General features: G+C 65.9%; 18 protein-coding genes. 10 read left to right on the forward strand and 8 right to left on the reverse strand.

Translation table 11 applies throughout. From position 1 onward, the window contains the following. The coding region (locus Q1V87_RS09500; protein WP_300591996.1) for a DUF4395 family protein at nucleotides 1–321 on the reverse strand (321 nt) is incomplete at its 3' end. 210 nt (nucleotides 322–531) lie between these two features. Between Q1V87_RS09500 and Q1V87_RS09505 the strand changes: the two genes are divergently transcribed. Continuing rightward, nucleotides 532–1440: a TerC family protein gene (locus Q1V87_RS09505; RefSeq protein WP_300591998.1), complete on the forward strand. Its 909-nt coding sequence runs from the start codon at nucleotides 532–534 to the stop codon at nucleotides 1438–1440. A gap of 3 nt (nucleotides 1441–1443) precedes the next feature. Here Q1V87_RS09505 and Q1V87_RS09510 read toward each other — a convergent pair whose 3' ends face one another. Then, nucleotides 1444–2124: a hypothetical protein gene (locus tag Q1V87_RS09510; RefSeq protein WP_300592000.1), complete on the reverse strand. Its 681-nt coding sequence runs from the start codon at nucleotides 2122–2124 to the stop codon at nucleotides 1444–1446. A 195-nt stretch (nucleotides 2125–2319) separates the two neighbouring features. On the opposite strand from Q1V87_RS09510, the gene Q1V87_RS09515 reads away from it, so the two are divergent. Further along, nucleotides 2320–2922, forward strand: a complete 603-nt coding sequence (locus tag Q1V87_RS09515; RefSeq protein WP_300592002.1) for a PadR family transcriptional regulator — start codon at nucleotides 2320–2322, stop codon at nucleotides 2920–2922. On the opposite strand, the gene Q1V87_RS09520 is transcribed toward Q1V87_RS09515, so the two are convergent. The 6 genes from Q1V87_RS09520 to Q1V87_RS09545 are packed head-to-tail and all read right to left on the reverse strand — an operon-like array spanning nucleotide 2871 to nucleotide 7450. Continuing rightward, a complete protein-coding gene (locus Q1V87_RS09520) occupies nucleotides 2871–3662 on the reverse strand; it encodes an urease accessory protein UreD (protein WP_300592004.1) in 792 nt (263 codons plus the stop codon). The two genes, Q1V87_RS09515 and Q1V87_RS09520, sit on opposite strands and share 52 nt — an antisense overlap. Next, a complete protein-coding gene (gene ureG / locus Q1V87_RS09525) occupies nucleotides 3659–4435 on the reverse strand; it encodes an urease accessory protein UreG (protein WP_300592006.1) in 777 nt (258 codons plus the stop codon). Before ureG ends, Q1V87_RS09520 begins: the two co-directional genes overlap by 4 nt. Next, nucleotides 4428–5099 (reverse strand): urease accessory UreF family protein, encoded by a 672-nt coding sequence (locus Q1V87_RS09530; RefSeq protein WP_300592008.1) that lies wholly within the window; start codon nucleotides 5097–5099, stop codon nucleotides 4428–4430. The genes ureG and Q1V87_RS09530 overlap by 8 nt, the downstream gene beginning before the upstream one ends. Then, a complete protein-coding gene (locus tag Q1V87_RS09535; RefSeq protein WP_300592010.1) occupies nucleotides 5099–6802 on the reverse strand; it encodes an urease subunit alpha in 1704 nt (567 codons plus the stop codon). The genes Q1V87_RS09530 and Q1V87_RS09535 overlap by 1 nt, the downstream gene beginning before the upstream one ends. Next, nucleotides 6802–7137, reverse strand: coding sequence for an urease subunit beta (gene ureB / locus Q1V87_RS09540; RefSeq protein ID WP_300592012.1), 336 nt, complete (start codon nucleotides 7135–7137; stop codon nucleotides 6802–6804). The genes Q1V87_RS09535 and ureB overlap by 1 nt, the downstream gene beginning before the upstream one ends. A gap of 10 nt (nucleotides 7138–7147) precedes the next feature. After that, entirely contained in the window at nucleotides 7148–7450 is a 303-nt protein-coding gene (locus Q1V87_RS09545; RefSeq protein ID WP_292729658.1) for an urease subunit gamma, read from the reverse strand. A gap of 471 nt (nucleotides 7451–7921) precedes the next feature. Here Q1V87_RS09545 and urtA point away from each other — a divergent pair, with 471 nt between their 5' ends. The 8 genes from urtA to Q1V87_RS09585 all read left to right on the forward strand — a co-directional run. Further along, entirely contained in the window at nucleotides 7922–9220 is a 1299-nt protein-coding gene (gene urtA, locus Q1V87_RS09550) for an urea ABC transporter substrate-binding protein (protein WP_292729661.1), read from the forward strand. A gap of 95 nt (nucleotides 9221–9315) precedes the next feature. Then, complete coding sequence (urtB, locus tag Q1V87_RS09555) at nucleotides 9316–10200, forward strand: urea ABC transporter permease subunit UrtB (protein ID WP_292729664.1); 885 nt, start codon at nucleotides 9316–9318, stop codon at nucleotides 10198–10200. Beyond that, nucleotides 10197–11297 (forward strand): urea ABC transporter permease subunit UrtC, encoded by a 1101-nt coding sequence (gene urtC, locus Q1V87_RS09560; RefSeq protein WP_300592016.1) that lies wholly within the window; start codon nucleotides 10197–10199, stop codon nucleotides 11295–11297. Before urtB ends, urtC begins: the two co-directional genes overlap by 4 nt. Continuing rightward, a complete protein-coding gene (gene urtD / locus Q1V87_RS09565; RefSeq protein ID WP_300592018.1) occupies nucleotides 11294–12115 on the forward strand; it encodes an urea ABC transporter ATP-binding protein UrtD in 822 nt (273 codons plus the stop codon). The genes urtC and urtD overlap by 4 nt, the downstream gene beginning before the upstream one ends. Next, nucleotides 12115–12795 (forward strand): urea ABC transporter ATP-binding subunit UrtE, encoded by a 681-nt coding sequence (urtE, locus tag Q1V87_RS09570; RefSeq protein ID WP_300592020.1) that lies wholly within the window; start codon nucleotides 12115–12117, stop codon nucleotides 12793–12795. Before urtD ends, urtE begins: the two co-directional genes overlap by 1 nt. Before the next feature lie 95 nt (nucleotides 12796–12890). After that, complete coding sequence (locus Q1V87_RS09575) at nucleotides 12891–14570, forward strand: hypothetical protein (protein ID WP_292729675.1); 1680 nt, start codon at nucleotides 12891–12893, stop codon at nucleotides 14568–14570. Beyond that, nucleotides 14560–15129 (forward strand): TetR/AcrR family transcriptional regulator, encoded by a 570-nt coding sequence (locus tag Q1V87_RS09580; RefSeq protein WP_300592022.1) that lies wholly within the window; start codon nucleotides 14560–14562, stop codon nucleotides 15127–15129. Before Q1V87_RS09575 ends, Q1V87_RS09580 begins: the two co-directional genes overlap by 11 nt. Further along, nucleotides 15129–15677 (forward strand): helix-turn-helix domain-containing protein (locus tag Q1V87_RS09585; RefSeq protein WP_300592025.1); only part of this gene is annotated, 549 nt, incomplete at its 3' end. The genes Q1V87_RS09580 and Q1V87_RS09585, both read left to right, overlap by 1 nt.

The following is a 15677-nucleotide window of genomic DNA, read 5'->3' on the forward strand; positions in this document are numbered from 1 at the left end:
CCAGGCGAACTGCTTGGGGGCGGCATCCACCCACTCGGGTCGCTGCGGACGCGTGATGAGGGTGCCGATCAGAAGGGTGGGCGTGAAGCGGGTTCCGACGAACAGGCGCAGGAACATCTCGGCGGCGAACAGGATGCCGAACCCGCGCATGTACTGCAGGTCGCCGGTGATCACGCCATAGAGCCAGGCGCCGAAGCCCAGGAGGAACAGGATGCCGGCCGAGGCGCGCACGGCACGCTCGTTGATGACGGGGATGTCGATGCCGTCAACCCACTCGCCGATGACGGGCCGGTCGACGCGGTCGGCAGGGGACGGTGGCATGACGCAAACTATACCCTAGGGGGTATATGGGTCCGATCGGTGTGCTTCGGACCCGGTTCAGTCGCGCCGTATTGTGGGTCGCCCGCCCCCATACCCACACATCGGCGCGACTGAACTGAGCGCCAGATTCTTCGGTCGCGCCATGATGCGGGTTGGCGCGGCGCGAACCAGCGCAACAGCGCGACCGAATCCAGGCCCTACGCTGGCTGCGTGGACTTTTCCTTCGCTTTCACGCCCGACCTGATCGCGGTCTTCGTCACGCTGTTCGTGCTGGAGATCGTGCTGGGCGTCGACAACGTCATCTTCATCTCGATCCTCGCCTCCAAGCTCCCCAAGGAGCAGCAGGCGCGAGCGCGCAACCTTGGACTGACGCTCGCGATGCTGATCCGCGTCGGCCTCGTCTTCGCGGCGGGGTGGATCATCACGCTCACCGAACCGGTCGTGACCCTGTGGGGCATCTCGTTCTCGTGGAAGGACTTCATCCTCATCGCGGGCGGGCTCTTCCTCGTCTACAAGGCAGTCACCGAGATCCACCACAAGCTCGAGGGCGCCGAAGAGGAACACGGCGAGGGCTCGGGCGGCCGCAAGGGCGTGAGCTTCGGATCGGTCATCGCGCAGATCCTCTTGCTCGACATCGTCTTCTCGCTGGACTCGGTCATCACCGCCGTCGGCATGACCTCGAACATGGTCATCATCATCACCGTCGTGGTGCTGTCGTTCGGCATCATGCTGTTCGCCTCGCGATTCATCTTCGCGTTCGTCAACGCGCACCCGACAGTGAAGATGTTGGCGCTGTCGTTCCTGCTATTGATCGGCGTTTTCCTCATCGCCGAGGGCTTCCACATCAAGATCGACAAGGCTTTCATCTACGGTCCGATGGCCTTCGCGATCTTCGTCGAGGCGCTGAACCTCACGTACTCGTCCCGCAAAGCGAAGCGGGAGCAGAAGAAGCGGCAGGCTGTGCAGCTTCGGCCCCAATACCCGGATGTCGACGAGTCAGCCGCCGTCGCTGCGGCGCTGTCGAAGGATCCCGCCTCCGGCTCCGTCGGCCTGTCACGCAAGCCCGTGGTCGGGGAGGCGGATGCGGCGTCCGCGCCGCACCGGGAGGGACTCGGCTGATGGTCAGTCCGCGGCGGCCTCGGCTACCGCAGCGGCAAAGCGCGCAGCATCCGTGCCGTTTTCACGCACCTCGAACACCGTGCCGTCGATGACCAGCAACGGGACGTGGTCGACGACCTGGTCGGTGCCGGGAATCGGCTTGCCGAGCCACGCGTCATTGGCGGCGCTCGCGAGTCCCGCGTAGTCAGCGATCGCTGTCGACAGGTCGGATGTCGCGCCAGCCGTGGCCGCGAATCCGAGGAGTTCCTCGTCGCTCGGTGAGTGATCTGCCGTGACCTGGTTCTGCTGGATCAGTCCGTACAGCGGCAGGAGTGCGTCATCCTCGCCCGCCGCTGCGACGCCGAGGAGAAGTGCCGCGGCCCGGGTCGAGTAGTCGGTGACGTCACCGCGCTTGGCGCTCACGTACGTCATCGGATGCAGGGTCCACGTCGCCGTGCCATCGCCGACGAAGGCTGCGAGGTCGTCACCGATCGCCTCGTCGAGGCTCATGCAGTGCGGGCAGGAAGGGTCGCTCCAGAGCTGGATGTCGACCGCGCCGTCGCCGACGACGATTCCTGCTGTCGGGTCGAGGGGTGCAGGCGAGGGAGCAGTGGCAGCCGCCGGCGAGCAGGCGACGGCGACGATCGTGACAACGGGGATGAGGGCGAGGCATCCGACCATGCGGCGCCGAGACGAACCGAACACGGTGCCGTTCTACGCCGAGAGTCGGCGCATCGCCAATCGTTCAGTGAAGCCCACGGCGCTCACCCCTAATGTGGTCAGACCATATAGCGGATTCCGCCAAACGCCCGGCCAGCACCACTCCATAGCGTCGTCGCGGCGGTATCCATAAGGAGCGCGACACTACCCGGTATACATATCGCGCGCAGGGAGACTCGAATGTCGGTGAGGCAGAGCCTGTTGGCGATCCTGGCGCAGGGGCCGTGCTACGGCTACCAGCTGCGGTCGGAGTTCGAGCGGCGCACCGGCTCGAGCTCGTCGCTCAACGTCGGCCAGATCTACAGCACTCTCGAGCGGCTCGAGCGCGACGGCCTCGTTTCGCGGGGCGCACCCGACACGGACGGCCACATCTACTGGCAGATCACGGATGCCGGCCGCGGCGAGGCCCGCGCCTGGCTTGCGTCTCCGGTCGAACGCAACCCCGGAACCCGGGACGAGCTCGCGATCAAGCTCGCGCTGGCGACCACGCTGCCGGGGGTGGATGTCTTCGAGGTCATCGATACGCAGCGGCGAGCCTCGACTCGGCGCCTCGAGTCCCTGCGCAGGGCGACGTTCGGTGGTGAGATCGTCGGCGGACCGGAAGAGCTCGCCTGGTCGCTTCTCAACGAGTCGATGGTTTTCGGTGCGGAGGCGGAACTTCGGTGGCTCGATCACGTCGAGGCGCAACTCGCGGCGCGCGCCGCGCACGCAATGGTGCTCGAACTCGACACTCACCGTCCCAAGCGCGGACGACCAGCATCGACTCGGCCGGTGTCGGCGTAAGGCACGAAACCCTCATCATCGCTGGCGCTCCGAGCGCACCGGAGCGTCGTGCCGAGCGGAAGCAGGTCCTCGAGCGGGCTGTCGTGGGCGTGGTCGCCGAGGTAACGCAGCACGGTGCCACCGCGCTCCAGGTCCAGACGCACAGCGTCGGGCACAGGCGGCGCCTCGATCCCCTCGCCGAGGTAGAGGACTGAATCCACCACGCGGTGTGAGCCGAGGATGCCGGGGAAAGGCTGGTCGCCGCGAACCTGCAGGCGCTCGCGCAGCACCGGGCCTGCGGCGTCCGTCGCCTCGACATCGGCTGTGAGCGCGCCGCCGCGCTCGCCGGAGCGACCGAGGACGAGGGTTTCGCGGGCGATCACGGATGCTGCGGCGCCCAGTCGCACGGTCATCGACCGCGTGAGTGAGCCGGCATCGGTGACCACCGTGGGAAGGCCCTCCCACACGAGGTGAGCATCGGCGCCGAGGTCAAGGTGCGCGTGCCACTGCGATTGGCCCACTTCCTCTCGCCCGTAGACGATGAGCCCGCCGATGTCGACCAGGCGCACGGAGCATCCGGCGCCGACACGGATGTCGAGCTCGACGCGGTCACCCGGCATCAGCATCGCTCGGCCCGACACCAGCGCGATCTCCACGCAGCGCCCGCGGCGATGCACGAGGCGGGGGAGGACAAGCTCGCCGTCCAGTGCGCACGTGACAGAGTCGCCCCGCGTGCTCACCTCGACGACGGTGGGTCTCACGAGTGAGAGTGGTCCGCGTGAACGTGCAGTGCCCCGTCCGCGTGCGCGTGCGAGTGCTTGCCCTCCGCGTGAGAGTGCACGAATCCGCCGCCCTCGTCGTCGGCGTGGAAGTGCGGGGCCATGGGGCCGGGGTCCTGCGGGACGTGCGATCCGTCGCGGTGTGCGGCAAGGATCGACAGCACCCATCCGCGCAGGGCCGCGACTGATGCAGCGTCGGTGCGCGAGAGCGCGAGCACCGTCCGTCCGTCGCGGGCGAGGGTGGCGTCGGCGACCATCTGCTCGACATCTACCCCGACATAGGGCGCGAGGTCGGTCTTGTTCACGACAAGCAGGTCGGCCCGGGCGATACCGGGACCACCCTTTCGGGCGACATCGCCGCCCCCAGCTACATCGAGGACGAAGATCTGCGCATCCACGAGCGCGGGCGAGAAGGTGGCGGTGAGGTTGTCGCCGCCCGACTCGATGACGACGAGGTCCAGGGGCGCGAAGGCACGTTCCAGATCCTCCGCGGCGAGCAGGTTCGCGGTGACATCGTCGCGGATCGCGGTGTGGGGGCAGGCCCCGGTCTCCACGGCGACGATCCGCTCGGGATCGAGCACACCGGCAGAGCGCAGGAACCGGGCATCCTCGTCGGTGTAGATGTCATTGGTGATGACGCCGATGCGGATCTCTTCGGCAAGGATGCGGCAGATCGTCGCGATGAGTGAGGACTTGCCGGTGCCGACGGGGCCGGCAACGCCCAGCCGCAGGGCGCGGGGTGAGTGGTCAGGCACGAAAGAGCCTCCTGGTCGATTGGGCGTGGGCCTGGGCCCACTGTTCGGATTGCGGTGCGGAAAGGGAGGGGATGTCGGTGGGGTCGGTGATCTGCGCGATCAGCGGTAGCTCGTCCTCGATCTCGCTGCAGACCTCGACCACGAGAGAGACCAGATCGAGCGGGTCGCGAGGCTCGAGCTTGAGGACCGCCGCTGCAGCTGCCTGTATGTCTTCGTAGACGACCAGTCGCGCCAGATCCAGCGCTGGCATGTCTAGGCCCGCCGCGATGACCCCGAGCACGCACGCGCGCGGTGGAGGCGGGGTGCGGCCGCGCCAGGTGTGGATAGCCGAGTCGCCCGGGAGCAGTTCGGTGCCCACGCGCAGGTACCCGCGGGCGAGGTGGCGCGCGGCATCCCGAAGCGCGGCGCTCGGGGTGCGGGCGGCCCATGCCATCTCGACAGCGTCCAGGTCTCCGTCGACTAGGCGCACGTGGCGCGTAGCGACAGCAGTCCCCGCCTCGACGAGGGTCACCGTGGCTGCCCTGCCGCGCAGCAGGGCGGGAAGCTCCGCTGCCTCCAGGCCCGACATCAGCGCGGGCTCCACGCCGGCGGAGTGCGCGTGACCGCCGGAGGGCAGCCTGGCATCCGCGAGGAGCATGGCGGCGGAGGTCGAGGACAGTGCCATCAGAACAACTGGTAGAGCTGGGCCAGCGGCAGGCGGGCGGCGGGGGCGGGTTCGACGAGCTCGCCATCGATGCGGATGTCGAAGGTGTCGGGCCGGATGTCGATTCGTGGCAGCGCATCGTTGTTGCGCATGTCGGCCTTGGTGACCGCGCGGGTGGACTGCAGCGGCAGCATCCGGCGGGTCAGCCCGAGGCGCTCCTCGATCCCCGCCGCCAGCGCGGCGGGAGAGACAAACGACACCGACAGGGCGCCGCCGATCGCATCGCTGAAGGCGGGACGCATGAGCACCGGTTGCGGGGTGGGGATCGAGGCGTTCGGATCGCCGAGGGCGCCCCACACCAGCCCGCCACCTTTCATGACCACGCTCGGGCGGAAACCGAAGAACCGCGGATCCCAGAGCACGAGGTCGGCGAGCTTGCCCACCTGGATCGAACCGACCTCCCCGTCGATGCCGTGAGCGATCGCGGGGTTGACCGTGTACTTCGCGACATACCGACGGGCCCGCTCGTTGTCGGCGGGGAGGGAGGTGCCGAGGCTTCCGCGCCTGGCCTTCATGACGTGGGCGACCTGCCAGGTCCGAGTGATGACCTCGCCGATCCGTCCCATCGCCTGCGCGTCGGAGGAGGTGATCGAGATGGCGCCCATGTCGTGCAGGATGTCTTCGGCGGCGATCGTTGTCCCCCGGATGCGGGACTCCGCGAAGGCGAGATCCTCGGGCACCCCCGGGTTCAGGTGGTGACAGACCATCAGCATGTCGAGGTGCTCGGCGACCGTGTTGACCGTGTGGGGCAGTGTCGGGTTCGTCGAGCCGGGAATAACGAAGGGAAGACTCGCGATCGAGAGGATGTCGGGAGCGTGACCGCCCCCCGCCCCCTCGACGTGAAACGCATGGATCGTGCGCCCCGCGATCGCGGCGATCGTCGAATCCACATAGCCCGCCTCGTTGAGCGAGTCACTGTGCAGGGCTACCTGGAGGCCCCACTCCTCGGCCGCGCGCAAGCTCGCGTCGATAGCTGCGGGGGTCGAGCCCCAGTCCTCGTGGACTTTGTAGCCCGCCGCACCTGCGAGCGCCTGCTCTTCGAATGCCGCTGCCGAGACGGTATTCCCCTTGCCCAGCAGCAGGACGTTGACCGGAAGGGCATCCAGGGCACGATGCATGTGTTCGAGGTGCCAGGACCCCGGCGTGACGGTGGTGGCCTTCGACCCTTCGGACGGTCCCGTTCCTCCTCCGACGATCGTCGTGATCCCCGCCGCGAGCGCCTCGTGAATCTGTGACGGGGAGAGCAAGTGAACGTGCGAGTCGATCGCTCCAGCGGTGAGGATCTTCCCCTCACCGGAGATGACGTCGGTGGACGGTCCGATGATCAGCCGAGGGTCGACGCCATCGGCGATGTCGGGGTTCCCCGCGCGCCCGACCCCGACGATCCGGCCGTCGCGGATGCCGACATCGGCGCGCACGATTCCCCACCAGTCGAGGATGATCGCGTTCGTGATCACGGTGTCCAGGGCGCCATCGGCGCGCGACACAGTGCTCTGCGCCATGGACTCGCGGATCGACTTGCCGCCCCCGAACACTGCCTCTTCGCCGCCGGCGGTGAGGTCCCTCTCGATCTCGATCCAGAGGTCGGTGTCGCCCAGGCGCACCTGATCGCCGGCGGTGGGCCCGTAGATCGCGGCGTATCTTTCCCTGTCGATCCTGACCATCAGAGATCTCCTCCCTCGTGTCGGATGCGGATGCCTGCCACACGCCGATTCCCGCGCAGGCTCACCGCTGCCACACGCTTGGAGACCCCTGGCTCGAAACGCTCCGAGGTCCCCGAGGGAATGTCGAGTCGAAAGCCCGCAGCTGCCGCGCGGTCGAAGTCGAGCGCGTCATTCACGTCGGGCAGATGGATGTGGGAGCCGATCTGCACGGGGCGATCCCCTGTGTTGAGAATGATCAATTCGAGCCGCTCGTCTGCCACGCGGTCGCTGTTGAGCTCGATCTGCCCCGGACGAACCCGGATGGCTCCCGGTCCTGACGATGTTCCCGATGCCACGGTGAGCCTCTCAGTCGATCGGATGGTGAACGGTGACGAGCTTGCGTCCGTCGGGGAAGGTGGCTTCGACCTGGACGTCGACGAGCATGTCGGCCACGCCCTCCATGACGTCATCGCGGGTGAGCACGGTGCGCCCCGCCGCCATGAGTTCCGCTACCCCGACACCTTCTCTGGCGCGCTCGATCACCCACGTCGACAGGAGGGCTACGGCCTCCGGGTGGTTGAGCTTCACGCCGCGTGCCTGGCGATCTCTGGCCACCATGCCCGCCACGGCGAGCAGCAGCTTCTCGGTATCCGCAGGTGACAGATGCACGGGGCGCTCCCTTCGGCGTGGCTCCCTGAGGAGCCGGCGAGTCGGATCACTGTCAGGATGCTTGTCGGACAGTGTTCCGAGCAGTGACAGAAGTCTGTCATTTTTGCGTCAGTCACTCATCATTGTCATCGTCATGACGTGGTGAGAACCAGCGAAAAACCCTGTAATTTCAAGGCACTAGGCGGATCACCGCTCTGGCAGTTTTACATGGTCGACACATTCGAGTAATGGCAATGTAATGCCACGGGTCCATGGTGAACTCACCTGCAGCAGTCGGCGGTGTTCTGCCACCGGCGATTCGGGACCTCTTCGCTCAGACCTCGGCGAGGGGTCCCACCCCGCACCACAGATCCTCTGACCGGGCGAACGGCGCATCCGACGCGGAACGCCACGCAAGCGGTATTCGTCGCGCCATCCGTGCGGACGGTGCGGCTTGCGCTCTCGCACACGCAACCTGAAACGGAGCACAGCATGATCACCACTGGCAGGCGTCTACGGACGCTGCTTGCGGCAGGCGCCATGGCCTCAGCCGCAGCCCTCGTCCTCGCCGGATGCGGCGCCCGCACCGACGACGCAGCCTCGAGCGAAGCCCCTGCGGCCGCGGAGAGCTGCGTCGACACCTCGGGCGACACCGTCAAGCTCGGATTCCTCAACTCGCTGACCGGAGGCATGGCGATCTCCGAGACCACGGTCTCGAACGTGCTGCACATGGCGGCTGATGAGATCAACGCCGACGGCGGCATCCTGGGCAAGCAGATCGAATACATCCAGGAAGACGGCGCCACCGACTGGCCCACCTTCGCCGAGAAGACCGAGAAGCTGCTCACGCAGGACTGCGTCGCCGCGATCTTCGGCGGCTGGACCTCCTCGTCGCGTAAGGCTGTCAAGCCTGTCGTCGAGGAGTACAACGGCCTCTTCTTCTACCCGGTCCAGTACGAAGGCCTCGAGTCCTCACCGAACATCTACTACACCGGTGCCACGACCAACCAGCAGATCATTCCCGCCATGGACTACCTGGCATCGCAGGGAGTGAAGACCCTGTTCCTGGCGGGATCGGACTACGTCTTCCCCCGCACCGCGAACGCGATCATCAAGCTCTACGCAGAGGAGCTCGGCATCGAGATCGTCGGCGAAGAGTACGTGCCGCTGGATCGTGACGACTGGACGACCCAGGTTGCCAAGATCGTCGAGGCTGACCCCGACTACATCTTCAACACGATCAACGGTTCCTCCAACGTCGGGTTCATCAAGGCGTACTACGACGCGGGCCTCACTCCCGAAGAGACACCGATCATCTCGGTCTCGATCGCTGAAGAAGAAGCTCCCGCGATGGGTCACGAGGTCACCGGCAACTACGCCTCGTGGAACTACTTCCAGTCCCTCGACACCCCGAACAACCCGGCGTTCATCGAGGCCTGGCAGGCCTACCCGGGCAGCAGCGGCGTGACCTCGGACCCCATGGAGGCCGCGTACATCTCGCTCTACCTCTACAAGGCCCTCGTTGAAGCCGCTGGCTCCTTCGACGTCGACGCGATCAACCAGGCTGCCCTGGACAACGAGATCACGGTGGACGCTCCCGAGGGTGTCGTGACCCTCAACGGGGAGAACCACCACATCTCCAAGCCGGGCCACATCGGACGCATCAACGCCGACAACCAGTTCGACATCGTCTGGGCATCGGACGGGTTCATCGAGCCCGACCCGTACCTCGAGCAGTACTCCTGGTTCCCCGAGGACGTGCGCAACGCCCTCGTGGCAGCCGCGGGCTGACACACACAAGGCACTGCGGGGTCCCGGCCTGTCCGGGGCCCCGCAGCACCGGCTCTTCCATGAACACGCGCGAGAACAGAAGGGAGTGAACTCGAATGGATGCACTGATTCCGCCGCTGCTCAACGGCACCGCGCTGGGCGCCTTGCTGCTCTTGACAGCACTCGGCCTCACCCTGACCTTCGGCCAGATGGGGGTGATCAACATGGCGCACGGCGAGTTCATCATGGTCGGCGCCTTCACGACATTCCTCGTTCAGCTCGTCATCCCCGACAGCAACATCTCTATCCCTGTCGCGTTGCCCGTCGCCTTCGTCGTCGCCGGGCTCTTGGGCCTTCTGCTGGAAGCCGGAATTCTCCAGTGGATGTACCGTCGCCCGCTTGACACACTGCTGGTCACCGTCGGTGTGGCACTCATCCTGCAACAGGCTGCCCTGCAGATCTTCCCCGCCCAGGGAGTGCCGGTGGAGAACCCCGGCTGGCTCCAGGGCCAGATCAACGTCTTCGGCTACGCCTGGCCGCTGCGCCAGGTGTTCACTATCGGGCTCGCCGCGGCGTGCGTGGCGATCCTCGCCGCCTGGCTCAAGTACTCCTCGTTCGGGCGCCGGATTCGCGCCACGGTGCAAAACCGCGACCTGGCCGAGACCGTCGGGGTGCGCACCCGGACCGTGGACCGCATCACGTTCTTCGTGGGCTCGGGACTGGCTGGAGTCGCGGGTGTCGCAGCCTCCCTCATCGGGGGAACCAACTCCCAGATGGGGACCCAGTACATCATTCCCGCCTTCCTCGTCGTCGTGGCTGGGGGTATCGGGCAGATCAAGGGCACCGTGATCGCCGCCTTCGCGATCGGCATTGCGATGGCCTTCTTCGCCGACCTGACCAGCGGGAGCCTTGCTCAGGTGCTCGCCTTCGTGCTCGTCGTCGTCTTCCTGCAGATCCGCCCGCAGGGTCTGTTCACCGTCCGCACGAGGGGGTTGGCATGACCATCCTGACCAAGCTCAAGCCCTGGTACTCGCTCATCGGCATCGGCATCTTCGCCGTCATCCTCCTCGCGGTGGCGCCGTCGATCCTGACGATGCACTGGGTCAACAACCTCGGCAAGTACTGCGCCTGGGCGATCGTCGCCGTCGGGATCGGACTGGCGTGGGGACGCGGCGGGATGCTCGTCATGGGGCAGGGAGTCTTCTTCGGCCTCGGTGCCTACGCCATGGCCATGCACCTGACACTCGAAACTGCCGGCCCGGACGCGCTGCCCGGGTTCATGATCCTCTACGACCCGCTAGCCCCGCTCCCTGTCTTCTGGGAGCCCTTCCGCAGCCCCTGGTTCACTCTGCTGGCCATCCTCGTGCTGCCGATCATCGTGGCCGGCATCCGTGGTTTTGCGCTGTTCAAGCGCCGCGTCAAAGGCGCCTACTTCGCCATCCTCACTCAGGCGCTCGCGGTCGCGCTCGCCATCTGGATCAGCTCAACGATCCGCGAGACCGGAGGTGACACAGGCCTCAGCGGCTTCACGTCGTTCTTCGGGTACGACCTGAAGGATCCCGCCAACCAGGTGATGGTCTACCTCATCACCGCGAGTCTTCTCGTCGTCTGCATGGTCGTGGTGTGGCAGCTCTACCGCAGCCGTTTCGGCGAGCTGCTGCTGGCGACCCGCGACGCTGAGGAGCGCGTTCGGTTCCTGGGTTATGACCCGGCCAACGTCAAGCTCGCCGCCTTCGTCATCGCCGCGGTCATGGCCAGCGTCGGCGGCGCCATGTTCGTTCCCCTGGTCGGGATCATCACGCCGCAAGAGATCGGGGCCTCCGCGTCGATCCTCATGATCGCCGGCGTTGCCCTCGGCGGTCGGGCCTCCCTGTTCGGCCCGGTGCTGGGTGCCATGGCCATCGGATGGGGTCAATCGAGCCTCGCCTCGAGTTGGCCCGACGGATGGGTATACCTGCTCGGTCTGCTCTTCGTCGTCGTGACCCTCTTCCTCCCCAACGGCCTGGCCTCCCTGGTGGGGCGGGTCAAAGACCTGTTGGCGCGTGACCGCACCTCCGCACCCGCGCCGTTGCCGATCGAAGGCGAGGCGAAAGCATGAGTGAGAACGCGAGCACGTCGCCCGCAGCATCCGACTCGGGCGTCCTCGTCCCCGATGGTGAAACCTCCGTGACCGTGTCCCACCTCACGGTCAGCTTCGACGGGTTCAAGGCAGTCGACGATGTCGATCTGCTCATGCTCAAAGGGCAGGTCCACTTTCTCATCGGGCCGAACGGAGCAGGCAAGACGACTCTCGTGGACGCGCTCACCGGTCTGGTTCCCGCGACCGGAACCGCTACCTACAACGGGATGGATCTCGTCTCGATGAAGGCAAACAAGATCGTGCGTGCCGGCGTGGGGCGAACCTTCCAGACCGCGACCGTTTTTGACGAGCTCTCGGTGCTCCAGAACCTCGATATCGCGGGCGGTCTCCATCGCCGAGCCTGGGGACTTCCTCTTGCTCGGCGGGGAGTGCCCGAGTACGTGGAGTCCGCGCTGGAAACGATCGGCCTGTCCGGGCTTCGCGACAAGCCTGCCGGCATCCTCGCGCACGGGCAGAAGCAGTGGCTCGAGATCGGCATGCTCCTCGTCCAAGACGCGAAGGTCATGTTCCTGGACGAACCCGTGGCCGGCATGAATGCCGACGAACGGGACGAAACCGGACAACTGCTGCAGCGCATCGGCGACGAGCGCACCATTATCGTCATCGAGCACGATATGGACTTCGTGCGCAACTACGCGGAGTGGGTCACCGTGATGCACTCGGGCAAGCTCCTGGCTGCCGGGACTGTTGAGCAGGTGCAGGCGGACCGGCGGGTCCAGGAGGTCTATCTGGGGACGGCCGCCGACGCCGCCGTAGAAGGCGAGGGGGGCCACTGATGCTCGAGATCACGGGTGTTACCGCAGGCTATGGGCGCACCAAGGTGCTCCATGACGTCACCATCCAGATTCCGACAGGCTCCGCCGTCTCAGTGATGGGCCATAACGGTGCGGGCAAGACCACCCTGCTGCGGGTGGCGACCGGTCTGATCCCGGTCATGAGTGGGCAGGTACTCATCGACGGCGAGGATGTCACCAAGATGCCGCCCTCGAAGCGGGTGCACCGCGGCCTTGGCTACGTGCCGCAAGGGCAGCAGTCCTTCCCGCAGATGACCACGCTCGAAAACCTCCAGCTGGTGGCAAAGCGCAACTCCGACATCGACGAGGTGTTCGACCTGTTCCCGGTCCTCAAACAACTCCTGGGGCGAAGGGCCGGTCTTCTGTCGGGCGGTCAGCGCCAGCAACTGGCGATCGCTCGTACCCTGCTGACCAAGCCACGACTCTTGGTGCTCGATGAACCCACCGAGGGTATCCAGCCGAATATCGTCGCGGATATCGAACGGGTCATCATCGACCTCACGCGTCGTGGCGATCTCTCGGTCCTGCTGGTGGAGCAGCATGTCGGCTTCGCGCTGCGGTCGACGAGCACGTACTACGTGCTGCAGTCGGGTCGAATCACGATGAGCGGTGAGGGTGGGGCGTCGGCGATCGACGATGTACGCGCCGCGATGGCGATCTGATTCAGATCGATTCCTCGCGGCAACGCCGGTGAAACACACTCTCGGCACAATCCGAAGCAGACGACATCTCGGAGGTGAGAGTGGGTGCGCTGGGCATGCGGACCCTGAACCGTGCGGGCGACGCGCGAGCGGCTGCAGAAGACAGTCTTGAGGACTATGCCTTCCGCTACGTTCCGCGCTCCTTCCGCCGGTGGAGCGCCCTGTCCGTCGGAGGCACCGCACTAGGGTCGATCGCCTTTCTCGCCGACTTCTCTATCGGCGCCAGTATCGGGCTCGAGCACGGGACGGCAAACGCCATGCTCGGCATCCTGCTGGCATCCGTGATCATCTTCGCGGTGGGATTTCCCGTCGCCTATTACGCGGCGCGGTACAACCTCGACCTCGACCTCGTCGCACGCGGCTCCGGCTTCGGTTACTACGGGTCGATCATCACCACCGTCGTGTTCGCAGGATTCACCTGCATCTTCTTCGCGCTCGAGGGCGCGATCATGGCGCAGGGACTCGCTGTGGCGGTGGGGATTCCGCTACCGCTCGGGTATGTCATCTCGACCGTGGTCGTAATCCCGATCGTGATCTACGGGATGCGGGCGCTGGAGAGACTGCAGTTCTGGACGACGCCGCTGTGGTTGGCGCTGGCGCTGCTTCCCCTGATCTGGATCGTCGGTACCCAACCGGAGTCGGTCGTCGAGTTCGTCGAGTTCACGGGACTCTCGGACGGGGAGGTCAGTTTCAGCGCGATCGTTGCCAGTGCTGCGGTGTGCTTCGCGCTGACCCCGCAGCTTGCCGAGCAGATCGACTACATCCGGGTCATGCCGCCGCGCACCGCGCGAAACTCGCGCTCGTGGTGGGTGTCTTTTGTCTTCAGCGGGCCGGGGTGGGTGGTCTTCAGCGGGACCAAGCAGCTCATCGGACTGTTCCTGGCGGTCTATCTGGTCACGAAGGTCGATCCGATGATCGGGGACCGAGCAGTCGAGCCGGTCGCTCAGTTCTTGGGGATGTACGAGTCGCTCGTGCCGGACTGGCTCGCCTTGGCCCTCGTCCTGCTGTTGATCGTGATCGCTCAGATAAAGATCAATGTGACGAACGCTTACTCCGGGTCGCTGGCCTGGTCGAACGTGTACACCCGGGTGCGCAAGCGATATCCCGGGCGCACGGTGTTCGTGCTGTTCAACCTCATCATCGCGCTTGCCCTCATGCTCATGGATGTCTTCAGCCTCATCTCGTTCGTCCTGAGTCTGTACGCCAACGTTGTGATGGCCTGGCTCGTGACGATCTCGGCCGACATTGTCATCAACAAGCTGATCCTGAAGATCTCGCCGCGTTACCCCGAGTTCCGGCGGGGCATGCTGCACGACTGGAACCCGGTCGGCCTCGTATCTGTGAGCCTCGCCTCCCTGCTGTCGCTGCTGACCTTTGCCGGGGCGTTCGGCCCGAATCTGCAGCCATTCTCGGTGCTGATTGCTATTGGGGTAGCTCTCATCGTGACCCCGCTCATGGCGATCGCGACGCGGGGTCGGTACTACCTGCGCCGGTCCTCAGACGGCATCCCGACGCCGATTCTGGATGCGGACGGGAATCCTTCCGGAGAGCGACTTCGTTGCCACGTCACGGGGTACACCTTTGAGCGGCCGGATATGCTGATGTCGGCTGAGTTGGGGCCTCGGGGCGAGGTGCAATACGTCTCGTCGCTGGCTCTGACCCTCGACGATTCGGACCGATACGTCCTACCGCCGGAGCCGCCGCCGACGAGAGGAGAGCGCGACAGTGGTCGTTGACGAGACGATCGACACCTCTGGTGCGATCCTCGCCTGCGCGGCGACCCTGCTGCGACATCGGACATTCGAGGACATCACGTACCTCGATCTCGCCGAAGCATCCGGCGTGTCAGAGCGCACCATCTACCGCCGCTTCCCGACGAGGTCGAACCTTCTGGATGCGCTGGGTCGCTGGATCGAGGAGGAGCACTTTCGGATCGCCGAGTTCCACACGTTCGCGCAGTTCCGGGAAGCCGTGCGGAGCCGCTTTGCCGCGTATGCCGCGGAGCCGGCCTTTGCTTTCGTGGCGGCCCGGGGTGCCTCCCTTTCCCCGATGGGCGACGAGCAGGCTACGCCGATGACCGACGCAATCATGGTGATGCTGCAGGAGTCGGTCCCCTGTCTGAACCGACGTGACGCGCTGCGGATCGCCGCCAACGCCCGCTACTTCGCTTCCGCGCAGTTCTGGGCGCGGATGCGGACGGGCTTCGACATGAGTGGAGAGCAGACCTTCGAGGCCTTCGAGTTCGCGATGGGTCAAGTCCTCCCGCGCGAGACGAAGGCGAGCAGGGCGGCGTAGTGTCCGCGACCGACGCGGATGCCGAGTTGTCTGCCACGCAGTCGGCGATCCTCGCGGCATACGCCGAGCTGATCGAGGAAGTGGGCACGGATGACGTGTCCTTTCGCGTCATCGCGCTGCGGGCGGGAGTCGGGGAGCGCACGGTCTTCCGTCACTACCCCACGCGCGTGGACTTGCTGCTTGCGACATCCGCGTGGATCGAAAGGACGGCCTTCACCCGCCCGGAGTGCGAGTCCATCTTCGATGTCCCGATCGCGATTCGCGAGGCAATGGCGGCGTATGATCGGCGCCCCGAGTTGGCCTACGTGGTCGCCGAGACCTCGATGCGCGGCGTCAATGGTGCCGAGCCTGCCCCGTATCGCGAGGCGTTCAGCGCGCTCCTGAGGCACGAGGTCCCTTCTCTGGGAGAGAACGAGCGACAGCAGATTGTCGCAGCACTGTGTCACCTCGACTCGGCGGCGACCTGGGTGGCAATGCGCCGACAGCTGGGGATGAGTGGTCGCGACATCGCCGACGCTGCGACCTGGGCTGCGGAGGCGATTCTCGAT

Source organism: Microbacterium sp., assembly GCF_030149085.1.
Classification (GTDB): domain Bacteria; phylum Actinomycetota; class Actinomycetes; order Actinomycetales; family Microbacteriaceae; genus Microbacterium.